Annotated in this window: 7 protein-coding genes; 3 read left to right on the forward strand and 4 right to left on the reverse strand. The window is 59.2% G+C overall.

The window, feature by feature from the left end:
• The 3 genes from H1B37_RS30560 to H1B37_RS30570 form a co-directional block, all read right to left on the reverse strand.
• Positions 1 to 1,096 (reverse strand): hypothetical protein (locus tag H1B37_RS30560; RefSeq protein ID WP_182871085.1); only part of this gene is annotated, 1,096 nt, incomplete at its 3' end.
• A 316-nt stretch (positions 1,097 to 1,412) separates the two neighbouring features.
• Entirely contained in the window at positions 1,413 to 2,108 is a 696-nt protein-coding gene (locus tag H1B37_RS30565; protein WP_182871086.1) for a hypothetical protein, read from the reverse strand.
• Between the two features lie 948 nt (positions 2,109 to 3,056).
• Positions 3,057 to 5,144: a TolC family protein gene (locus H1B37_RS30570; protein WP_182871087.1), complete on the reverse strand. Its 2,088-nt coding sequence runs from the start codon at positions 5,142 to 5,144 to the stop codon at positions 3,057 to 3,059.
• Positions 5,145 to 5,334: 190 nt separating this feature from the next.
• Between H1B37_RS30570 and H1B37_RS30575 the strand changes: the two genes are divergently transcribed.
• From H1B37_RS30575 to H1B37_RS34660, 3 genes are all read left to right on the forward strand, one after another.
• Entirely contained in the window at positions 5,335 to 7,350 is a 2,016-nt protein-coding gene (locus H1B37_RS30575) for a GAF domain-containing protein (protein WP_182871088.1), read from the forward strand.
• 152 nt (positions 7,351 to 7,502) lie between these two features.
• The gene (locus H1B37_RS30580) at positions 7,503 to 8,489 is read left to right on the forward strand and encodes an efflux RND transporter periplasmic adaptor subunit (RefSeq protein ID WP_182871089.1); all 987 of its coding nucleotides are present in this window, start codon (positions 7,503 to 7,505) and stop codon (positions 8,487 to 8,489) included.
• 19 nt (positions 8,490 to 8,508) lie between these two features.
• Positions 8,509 to 10,773 (forward strand): site-2 protease family protein, encoded by a 2,265-nt coding sequence (locus tag H1B37_RS34660; protein ID WP_182871090.1) that lies wholly within the window; start codon positions 8,509 to 8,511, stop codon positions 10,771 to 10,773.
• Here H1B37_RS34660 and H1B37_RS30590 read toward each other — a convergent pair.
• Entirely contained in the window at positions 10,766 to 11,779 is a 1,014-nt protein-coding gene (locus tag H1B37_RS30590; RefSeq protein ID WP_182871091.1) for a hypothetical protein, read from the reverse strand. The two genes, H1B37_RS34660 and H1B37_RS30590, sit on opposite strands and share 8 nt — an antisense overlap.
• Positions 11,780 to 11,789 lie beyond the last annotated feature (10 nt).

Here is an 11,789-nt window from a genome sequence, read left to right on the forward strand (position 1 = left end):
TGCGATTGTTCGTTGGCGGCGATTCGGTCCGATCTGGGGTTGCCAAGTACGCGTAAGCGTAATTCGCCACGACGCTTGCAACTACAGCAACCGTAAAGGCGCCAGCAAACCTGAGCCACTGACGTTTTGACTTCTTGAGTATAAGCTCGCGCTGCTTTTCGGATTGTGTAGTCAGCCGCAAGAACGACGGCGGCTTATCGTCGAGTACAGAACCGATCATTAGGCCGCCAACAAGAGCAATAATCAACGTCGCGCCGGCGTGAAGGAATGATGTCATAGTGAATCTATACCAAGCCCCAGTCGCGAGCGATTCCTGAATACGATCCAGCTTGTCAATCACAGCGTCTGTAGCGGAAGAACTTGTGTCACGCCCCATCGCAAAAAGCGTCGCTTGGTGCTCGGAAAAATGTTGCATATTGAGGTAGATGCACACAATCCCGGCTATGATTGCCAAGATGGAAAAGGCAAACGCGATTTTGCCGGAATGTTGTCTCAACCACTTCTTAGGCTGTGACTCAGTAGCGAGCAAGGTCTCGATATGAGCAGACAGACGCCCTTCGATATCCGCACCCCAAGTCCATTCCGTATGCTTCACGCGGAAGGCCACATTTGAGACACCACCACGTACTGGCAGCATCCGGGCCCCGACAGGAATATCTGGAACGTCAAAAAAGGGAACGCGTCCTGTATCAAAGATGACCTCGATTTCCTGTTTTTCCGGGGCGTCTTTGTTCGGAAACGTGATTAGATAAGTCCATGAAAGTAAGACGTCGGTTGCGGACACGGGCCGGACCTCGTTGTACGACTGAAAACTCTCCAGGCTGTTGTGAAGTATCGAAGCGCCGTCGTCATAAATGACTTTAACGGTGAACTGAACCAAACTTGCAGCGTTCTGCTGCTTGACCCTTTGATCCACTAGGTGGTAGAAGCTTGCGATGTCATCGAACCCAAGGTCGAAGACACCGGTGCGTCGCTTCGAAATCGTTTGAGGCTTTCCCAGCAGTCCGGATATGAACTCAGCGAAGTGCTGCTGCTCACAGGGCAAGGCAATTGCTTGTGGCTCTGATTCGCGTTCGCTAGGGGTAGGTTGAGTCATGGGTTAGAGTGGGACTGGATTTGTGAGCCAACGAACGATGAATTCTTGGCAGTCGGACTGCCGTGATTTACTCATATTATCAGCAGTCGGACTGCCGATAATGGAAACCACCCGATTTGACCAGGCGTTCTGGCGAAAGGGCGTCACCCGGTTGGATCTGCGCAGTGGTTTTCAGCGTCCGGACGTCAGGGAAACACGGACGTCAGGGAAACACGGACGTCAGGGAAACAGAGACTGAGATGTGGAAGCGACGCCTACCGATCGCTGGACCATTGAGTTTGCCGGGATGGGGGCGGCAAGAAATTGGGGGATGCTTTCAACCGAACAGGTTTGACATTGCGATCGATGCCGTGGTCTGAAATTGGCGCTCGGTCGGCTGCTCGTCTTTGATCAGGCCGCTGGCGCCCATGATGTAGCGGGTGTCGGCGTAGTAGTCGAAGAAATACGTTTCCTTCTCGCCGCGAAACACGATCCCCGACGGCTGGCCGTCTCCGTGCCGACTGGCGACGAAGTACGTGTTCTTGCCGAGTCTCTTGTGGGTGTTGGACCGATTGAATCCGTGGTCGTGCAGGAACTGCGCCGCTAAGGCGGCGTTGGGAAAGTCGTCGGCCAGCTGGTCTTCGATCGCGCCGGCGCGCTCCTTCACAGGACTTCCTTTGACCGGGTACCAATCGGCGAAGCGAAAATCCGACTCCGGCCGGTGCGGCGTACAGGACTTGCCTCGCAATAGCGTTCGGTTGAGGGGCTGGTACTGAATCAAGTAGTCGCCGAGTTTGAATTTGACAAGGAACACCCGCAGCGCCTTCTCGGTGTCGTCGCTGGCGGGCGTGCTGATCACGTATTCGCCCTCGTCGATCTCGGCGCCGCTGCTGCGTTGATAGCCGAGAGATTCAAGCAGTTCGATCGTGGGCTCAAAACGCTCCTCCGCCGGAAAGCCGTCGATCACCATCACGAAGGCGCCCAGTTCGTCAAAGCCGTCAGCAACGTATCGGTCGTATTGGATTTTAAGCATGGTTGGTCAGTGGAGTTGAAGAGGTAGATGACGCGGCGAGCTTTCGAGAAATGCAAAGGCCATCGAGCAACGGTCAGGTACAACCATCATACACCCAAGGGTTGCCGATCCTTCCCGACTATTTTTTGTTAACCGGGGGAGATTTTCATTCTCGTTGTGGAGCGGACGTTTGATGGCGGGAACGGGGAACGCCGGCGAGATTCGGGTAAGATGATCTTGGGGGTAAGAAAATGATGAATCGCACCCTCGTTCGACTTGGCGAATTTTCCTACCTCCGTCGTTTTCTTACCGCTCCCTTCCGCCACAGCGTAACGTCTCGGGTTTTCACTCCTTTCCCCGGCCGCCTGGACCACAAGCCGATCAGTGCCCACGGATGGCAGCGCGAACCCACGGATCCCCGGACGCACAACATCCGCGGGTTCGCGCTGCCATCGGTGGGCTTTTCGATTTCCCGAGACTTCCACCCCGAACGCAGTACTTCAATAAAAAAGGTACGACGTCCACCGGTGAGAGTCGCGGAAGCAAGGTGCGAAATTCTTTGCGGCTCGTTGTTTTATTGGCCCGTGGGACGAGCAGGGGGCACAGCAGATCCAGCCGTTTGCGTCTCGGGTTACTTTGGAAAAGGACTCGCTCGCTTCCGCTTCGGGCTTGTACGGAAAACGCTAGTTTAAAACGAAAGTTTAAAACGCACGTGTCGTGTCTAGGATGGCGACGCTGACAACGGAGGTGGCGTGTTTATGTTTGGGAGAGGCCAAGGGGAGCGAAATTCTTGGCGAATTCCGCTACGGGGCAGCCAAGGGGAGCGAAATTCTTGGCGAATTCCGTTACGGAGGCATCCAAGGGGAGCGAAATTCTTGGCGAATTCCGCTACGGGGCAGCCATCGGGAGCGAAGTTTTTGGCGATTTCCGTAACGGGGTGGTTTCCGCCGGGTGCCGTCGCGGGCAGGGCTAGAAGGTGCGATCGGAGGGGGATTCGATCTGGACGTCGGGGTCACTGCGGCGGGTGATGGAGGCTTCGCCTGCCAGTTCGCGTTCGATGATCGCGTTGATCTCGCTCTCGCCCAGAATCGATTCCTCGACCGCAATCACTTCGCTGGGCTGCGGTGTTGCCTTTGGGGTGGCTCCCTGTCGATTGTCGCCGCCGAAGGGGGCTTTGGCCAAGTCGACGACGGAACGGACGATTTGTCGGCCGGGGGCGGACGAGCGGTGGTGGGAGGACGACGCGTGGGATTCGGTCAAGTGGATGTTAAAGTACTCCAGCAAGGCGCCCATTTCAAAGTTCAAATTTTTGGTCGCCAGCGCGTACTGCACGCGGGCACGATTGGCGTCGCTGGCCGCTTCGGCATAGCGCTGTTCGGAATCCAGCAAGGCGTTGAAGTCGAACTGACGCACCGGCGCCTGGGCTTCACCGGCCAGGATTTCATACTGTTCCCGCGCCGCGTTCTCACGATTGAGCGCCGTCCGCAGGATCGCAAACGCGCGGTCACTCTCCGCCATCGCGTTGCTCAATCCGTAAACAACTTGCCGCTCCAATTCGGTCAACAGCGCGCGTTCACGCGCCAACCGCAGTTGGGCATTGCGGACCGCTGAATGCGCCTGCCGGAAACCGACCGGATAGGAAAGACTGAGCCCCATCAACCACTCGTGCGTTCCCGTGCTGGTCGGCGTCCCGTTGGCGGTGATGTTGTGATCGAACCAGCTTTCCCCCAACGCCCGATAACGGTAGCGGCCGACGGCATCGAGTCGCGGCAACAGAAAGTTGCGGCTGGCGGTCAATTCGTAACGACGACGGTCGACATTCAGCCGTTGGCGCCGCAGCTCGGTCCGCCGTGAAATTGCGTTGGCCACGATGTCGTTCCAGTCATAGGTGACCGGTGCATCGGCGGGCACGCTGGTGGGATGGATCAATCGGCCGTCGTTGATCGGCAATCCCATGATCAACCGCAAACGCCGCTCGTTGGAATAAACGCCCCCAGTCCCCTGGAACGTCCCCCCGCTGCTGCCGTTGAAGGTCCGCGTGCCGACGACCAATCGACCGGCCAAAGAGTTCTGAACGTCCTGCTCGAAACGAAAGTACTGTTCCTTGGCTTGAGCCAACTTGTCGTCTTCGGCCCCCGGCAACCCCTGCCGCGCCTTGAGCAACAAGTATGTGTTCAAGCTGCGGTCCCGGGCCTGTTGTTTGACCTTCAAGTCGGCATAGGCGAAGTACAAGTCCCAGTAGGCGTTTTCCACGTCACTCAGGTAGTCACGCAGCGCGATTTCCAACTGGGCCACCGTCACGTCTGCGTTTAGCCGGGCGATCACCACACCGTTGTAGACGCCTGGCGTGGCATTGGGACCGGCGATGCGATTGAAATGGACGCCGCGGCCTTGCAGCAACGGGTGCCGGACTTCGCCTTCGAAGTTCCAGTTCCACGCGGTGTCGTCCAGCAGGTTGCGATCGGAATTGTTCAGGTCCGCGTCGAAGTTGTGTCGCAGGGTGAACAGGGCTCCCGAGACGGTCTGTTTGCTGAGGCTGGTTTCCAGTCGGGTGAGTTGCTGTTGGTAGAAGTTTTCACCGCCGCCGGAAAACTCGTTGTTCAGAACCCGGTCGTTGTCTTCGTGGAACAGGTCGCCGTTGACCTGGGCATCGAATTCGCTGAGCGCCGCTTCTACCCCGCCGGTCGGATCGGTCGTCTGGATCGCGGGTCCGTAGATCGTCGAGGTCAATCCGGGCGTTTGGATCACACGTGCCCCCAAGTCGCGGAGCACCGTCGAATTGGCCAGCGCGATCTGAACCGCTTGATCGATCGTCAGATCCCAAGGCTCCGGTGGGCTCCCAGCCGGCAACGAACTGTCGCGAATCGAGAACGGCGTGTTCGACGACATCTGCGTATCGCTCTGGATGATCTCATCCACGCCGGGCTGGGCGATCGTCACCTCCGCCAACAGACCGGACACCGCCGACGACGGAACGGCAACCCGGGTCGCGCAACCGACCAGAGTCAGCAAGGCAATCGCTGAACAGCTGTAAATAAAGATGCTGTTGCGCGTCATCGTGCGGCTGATTGTTTCCGTAGCGTTTGCGAAGTCTTCCGTGGTACGATGGTAGCCCCAAGCCGTAGATCGGCATCGCAACGGCCGAAATAGACGCTGTTTTCGGCAAAAGCGTTATTTTTGACACATTCCCAACAAGCTCCCCAAGCTTCCTATTTGACGCAAAGGTCGAAAACCGTTGGCAGACAGTGTGACGTCATCCCCCGAAGATTGCGGCGAAGAGTGGGGTGAGATCGAGCAGTTTGTTGCCGAGGTCTCCGAGCTTTCCCAGTCCGCCAGCTCGCTGCAAGAATTTGCCGCCGAAGCCCTCGACCGAACCGTCGAATTGCTCGCTGCGGACGGCGGAACGGTCTGGATGGTCGACGATGACAGAGAATTCCAACCGCTATGCCACGCCGGAACGGACGATGGATTGACGGCTGAATCGCGGAGTCGGAGCGAACATCACACGCGGTTGCGTCAAACGATCACCGAAAGCGGCCAGCCGCAATCGGCCGCGATCCCCGCCTTACGAACAGGGGACTCGTCGAATCGGTCCAGCAGCGCGTCAGCCTTTTACTTCTGTACCGGCGCCCCCCTACGCGTCGATCGTGAAGTGATCGGCGTGATCGAAGTGGTTCAGTCGACACCGCAAAGCGACGCCGCACGCATCGGCAGCGAACGTTTGCTAGCAATCGTAGGTGATCTCGCGGGCGATTTTCTGCGGCGTCAGCAATTGAAGGATCTTCGCGCGTCGGTCGAGCGATGGCGTCAGTACGAGGCGTTGTGTCAGCGAGCCCACGCGAGTCTGGACGTCCGCGACACGGCGTTTCAGTTGGTCAACGACGGGCGTTGGTTCATCGGCTGTGACCGGGCCAGTTTGCTGATTCCCAAGGGCGGGCAATTGGTGGCCGTCGCGATCAGCGGAGTCGACACGTTGGATCGGCGTTCGGATCTTGTGCGTTTGATGGAATCGCTTGCCCAAGCCGTCGCTCCGTCGCAGCAATGGTTGCGGTATCGGGGGCAGAAGGATCCACTGCCGCCGCAGTTGGAACAGCCGCTGAGCGAGTTTGTTGACCAGTCGCACTCGCAATCGATCGACGTGGTGCCTTTGTTGGCGCCGTCGGTCGCAACATCCGCGGAGCCATCGGATGCGTCCGAGTCCCTGGTCGGCATGTTGGTCTTGGAGAAGTTTGACGCGACGATCGACGCGGCATGGGAAGAGCGTGTGACCCGGATCGCCAATCTGTGCAGCAGCGCGTTTCGCAATGCGAACGACTACGAATCATTGCCCTTGTTGGCGCTGGCACGATGGATCAGACGCTCGATCGGCTACGGGGAATTGCAACGACGCAAACTGACGATCGGCGGCATCGCCGCGGTGCTGGTGATCGTTGCGTTGCAATTGATTCCGGCGACACATTACGTCGAAGCGGAAGGGGAAGCACAGCCGGTAATCCGCCGAAACATCTATGCTGCGGCCGATGGCGAAGTGGTCGAGGTGCTCGGCGATCATGACGCCTCCGTCGCCGCAGACCAGGTCGTCGTCGTACTCCGCAGCCGAGAATTGGACTTGGAATCGGAACGGTTGCAGGGCGAATACCAAACGATCGAAAAACGATTGTTGGCGATCGCGTCGGCCCGTGTCCAATCCGTCGCCGACAATGCACCGGGGCGATTTCCGGGCCAGTTGGCGGCCGAAGAACAGGAATTGAAGCAACAACTGGCGAGTCTTCAAACACAGATTGCGTTGGTTCGAAAACAGCAACAACAATTGCGGGCGCGAAGTCCGATCGACGGCCGGATTCTGACCTGGAATCCACAAGAGCGGTTGTCAGACCGCCCGGTCCAGCGAGGCCAGTTGTTGGTCAGCGTGGCGGATTTGGGAGGCCCTTGGGAGTTGGAGTTGTCGGTTTCCGATCGCGGCATCGGTCACGTGGTTACCGCCCAGAACAAACGTGACGACCCCTTGGAGGTCTCGTTCACGCTCGCGACCGGAGGTTCGCCGACGTATCGCGGTTCTGTCAAACAGATCGCCGGCCGCACCGAAGTGCTGGACGGGCAACAAGCGTCGACGCGCGTCCTGGTGTCGGTCCCCGCCGACGCGGTACAAATGCTGCGACCGGGCGTGTCGATCAAGGCCAAATTTGATTGCGGCACTCAATCACTGGGGTACGTTTGGTTTCACGAGATCTATGAAACGGTACGCGGATGGATTCTGTTTTGAGAAAGCTGCGTTTTGAATTCAGGGAACGAACGATGGGAAACATCAAAGAGACGAAAATCGCTTCCCCAAGTACGACGGCCCTTCCGGGCGGTCGTCGGCAGACCCCGCCTCGGCGACCTGGCTGGACAGCGTCACACTGCCCAAGGACCACCGTGGATCGTCATTCAAACGTAGCTACCTTCGCCAGAAAGTGGATCGACGCGGGGTTCCACGCTCTGGCGAGCGTAGCTACGGCGACGTGGCGTGATCCGGCGAAAGCGATAGCCGGATCTCCAATCGTTCACCTCGCGTTTTGCTGTCTGTTCACCACACTGCCGGCGGCGATCGCATCGGGCAAAACGATCGACGTCGATTCCGTCCTGATTCGATTGATCGACGAGGTCGACGTTCCTGCCCGAGCCGCCGGGGCGCTAGCCGCCGTGCATGTCTCCGAGGGAACCGTTGTCGAGAAGGGACAATTGCTGGCACAGATCGACGACACCGAAGCACAACTGGATCACAAACGGGCGACCTACGAATTGGACATCGCGACGCGTGACGCGGACAACGACGTCGCGATTCGATCGGCGATGAAGGCGCGTGACTATTCACAGAAACAGTTCGAACGACTCTTTCGTGCCAACGTCGATCGACCACGAAGCGTCTCCGAATCGGAACTCGAAAAAGCTCGCCTGGATGCCCAGCAAGACGCTTTCGAAGTCGAAAAAGCACACAGCGAGCTGGAAAACGCCAGGACACGAAAAAGTTTGACCGCCAACGCACTCGCGATGGCCGAACGCAACATCGAAGTGCGGCGGATCGTGGCGCCGCAAAGCGGTGAGATCGCCGAGGTGTTGCATGCGGCGGGCGAGTGGGTCACGCCCGGAGAGAAGATGGTTCGGATCGTGAGCATCAAGCGCCTGCGCGCTGAGGGTTTTGTGCAGGCCGATCAAATCACCCGCGACTTGAAAGGGTCCCCCGTCACGGTTGTCTTGCGAGACGAACGTGGACAACGGCAATCGTTTTCGGGAACCGTCGTGTTTGTCAGCCGCGAGATCGACCCGGTCAACGGCCAGGTGCGAATCTGGGCCGAAGTCGACAATCCCGATGGGCGGTTGCAACCGGGGCATCGAGCCGGGATGTCGATCACGCTGGATTGATTGACCGGAGACGAGTGACGTGTCACGAACCGACCAGGCGACCAGCAGCGATTCGGAAGACGATGGTGCATCATCATCGTCTTCGGAGAATCGATTAAGACTGCGTCGTCGGCGGGACTTGGAAATCTATCCGCAACGCCGACGTGGTCACAACGTCTGGGTGATCAAGGATCCGCTGTCGCTACGGTACTTTCAATTCCGCGAGGAAGAATATGCGATCTTGCAGTGGTTGGACGGCCGCGCCAGTTTGCAACGAATCAAGCAGCGTTTTGAACAACGATTCGCGCCACAACGGATGACGCAACAGCGGCTGCACTGGTTCGTCGCCAACCTGCATCGCAACGGATTGGTGCTGTCCGATGCGCCGGGCCAAGGCATTCCGTTGCGCGCCCGATTTGAACGCCAGCGATGGTCTGCTTGGACCAGCGCGTTTGCCAATCCCTTGGCGATCCGGTTTCGCGGAGTCGATCCCGAACGTTTCCTTTGCTGGTTGTATCCCAAGCTGCGTTGGGTGTTCACGTGGTGGTGTGGGGCGATGTGTTTGACCCTTGCTGCAACCGCGTTGATGCTTTTGGCGACCGAATTTGATTCGCTCGTACAGCGTCTGCCGCAGATGAATGCCTTGCTCAGCCCCGGCAACTTGATCGTGTTGGCGGTGGCGATGGCGGCGACCAAACTGCTGCACGAACTCGCTCACGCGTTGACGTGCAAACACTACGGCGCCCGCTGTCATGAACTGGGCGTGATGCTGCTGGTGTTGACGCCGTGTTTGTACTGCAACGTCACCGATGCATGGAAGCTGCCCAGCCGCTACCGACGGATGGCGATCAGTGCCGCGGGGATCCTCGTCGAGATTGTATTGGCGGCGATTTGTACGATCCTGTGGTTTTCCAGCCAACCGGGGCTGTTCAACACGTTGTGCCTGAACGTGATGATCGTCTGTTCGGTCGGCACGGTGTTGCTGAACGGCAATCCGCTGCTGCGCTATGACGGCTATTATCTGTTGTCCGACTTTCTGGACATGCCGAACCTATGGCAGGAGTCGCGACAAGCCGCGCGTCGTTTGGCATCGCGAGTGTTCACCGGAATTGATCCGGGCGGGCCCGTGTCGATGCAATCGCGGCGCGGGGTGACTCTTGTTTACGCGTTCGCTTCGATGACCTATCGCGCGGTGGTGATGGTTTCGATCCTGTATCTGGTGTACCGAATCTGCAAACCGATCGGCTTGGCCTTCCTCGCCCAGGCCTTGGCCGTCATCTTGATTGCCGCGTTCCTTTCGACTCCGCTAACCGCTGTTTGGACAATCATGACCAACCCTGCTGTGCGTCGACGGGTCAAGACCGGCCGCTTGATTGCGTCGAGTGTCGCGGCGGCGCTGATCGTCGCCGCGTGCTTTCTGATTCCGCTTCCGTGCCGGATTGCGGCGCCGATGATGATTGAGCCTCGGCAGGCGCGTCGCGTCTATGTGTCCGTGCCGGGCAGACTGACCGATGCGGTTGCGGTCGGGACCAGGGTGACCGCCGGCCAGCCGTTGGCGACCTTGGACAACATCGATGTCCGCCGCGAATTGGAACGTGTGCAAGGCCAATTGCGACAGCAGCAACTGAGGGTCCAGAATCTGGAATCGTTGCGTGGCAATGACGAAGCGTTGGCGGCACAACTGCCGGCCGCCCGAGAGATTCTTGCGGATCTGCAGCGACGACTGCAGCAACTACGCAACGACGAGCAGGCGTTGGTGCTGACCGCCCCGGTCGACGGAACGGTGTTGGCCCCACCGACGCTGGTGGCCCAAACGGCGGCCCAGACAACGAGCGACTTGGAATTGCCGCGTTGGAGCGGCACACCGATGGACCCCAGCAATCGCGGCAGCACGTTGGAGCGGAAGACGTTGTACTGCCTGGTCGGCCCGGAAAACGCGTTCGAAGCGGCGGTCTACATCGACCAATCCGACTTGCAATTCGTGCGGGAAGGCCAACGCGTCAAGATGCGGCTGGACATCGCCGGCGGCGATGTCGTCAACGGTACGGTGACGGAAATCTCCAGAGTCAATCTGGAAAGCGTGCCGAGTGAATTGGCGGTGGACCAACAGATTTCCCACCGAGTCGATTCGGCGGGTGTGTTGCGACCGCAGACGACGTCCTACAAGGCACACGTCACCTTGGAGCCGACCGATGTGCCGCTGTTGATCGGCGCCCGCGGACGGGCAAAGATCATCGTCCAGGGGCAACCGCTCAGCCAACGCGTCTACCGCGTGCTGTCGCGGACCTTTAAATCCATCATTTGATCAACCGTTTCAGTGGCGGCGTGTGGTAGCCGCTGCGAACACAGTTGCAGGGCGGATCGATGGCCGCCGACACCGGCAACACGCCGGCTTTCCAGGCAAAGTGCAGCCCCGAATGAAGCGCGGGCGCGCGGCAGAGTGGACCGCGTATCGCGCCGTAGCGTTCCAGCCGGTTGTCTTCAAAGTACAGCGGCCTGTGGCAAAACGATGCCCCACCCCAAAAATCTCGCATGTTCAAATCGGCTCGGTGAAGCATGACCAGCTGCGGAATCGCCTCCTCTTGGGCAAGCCCGCTGGTGTCGTCGGGAAGATCGGCATCGGCCACCAACTCACGGGAAAACGGCCCGATCCCGCGGGGGCGGATGTCCAACCAAGCCCCGCCCGATTGCGCCGGGTAGTCGACGGAGCGATCTTCGGCTGCCTCGGGCACCGGTGGAATCTCCCCCAAGTCCAACACATCACTTTCAATCAATTCGGGCTGTCCGTCGTCAAACGGATCGATCGATCCGCGTGGCGTGTTGTCGGGCACGGGCAACAGAGTTGGCGGCGTCAGGGGCACCGGTTGGCCCAACACCGGCTCATCGCCTTGCCCCTCACCGGGCTGGTCGTCCGAGGGACTTGGCAGCGATTCGAATTGTTCGACTTGCACTGCTCGGGTGCGTCGATGAAGTGCGGCCAACGTGACCTGAGAATCCCGATCGCGAGTCATCACGTCGGATTCGGCGGGTTTACTGATCAGGATTCGGGGGGCAACACGCACGATGGTCGCGGTCGGGTCGGTGGTGGTCGGCCCATGACTGCTGGAACGCCAGAGGCATGGCACGCCTTCTTGGGCGACCAGCGGTGTGGCCGTCAACACGACCGCGGCGGTGGCGAGTCTTGCGGCGGTGGCAAGTCCTGTCGGGGAAGCCGCCTTCGTCGTCACGACATTCGCCAGAGCGTGGAACACGTCGGGAACCCATCGGCTGGCGAAGCGAGCGACGTTCGACCGGTTTTCTGAATCAGTCATCACCTGTCAC

The organism is Stieleria mannarensis (assembly GCF_014154935.1).
Lineage (GTDB): Bacteria > Planctomycetota > Planctomycetia > Pirellulales > Pirellulaceae > Stieleria > Stieleria mannarensis.

What these genes read in the sequence shown, in the direction of transcription:
- H1B37_RS30570 (WP_182871087.1), bottom strand. Translation starts at nt 5,144, where the DNA reads ATGACGCGCAACAGCATCTTTATTTACAGCTGTTCAGCGATTGCCTTG.
- H1B37_RS30590 (WP_182871091.1), bottom strand. Translation starts at nt 11,779, where the DNA reads ATGACTGATTCAGAAAACCGGTCGAACGTCGCTCGCTTCGCCAGCCGA.
- H1B37_RS30565 (WP_182871086.1), bottom strand. Translation starts at nt 2,108, where the DNA reads ATGCTTAAAATCCAATACGACCGATACGTTGCTGACGGCTTTGACGAA.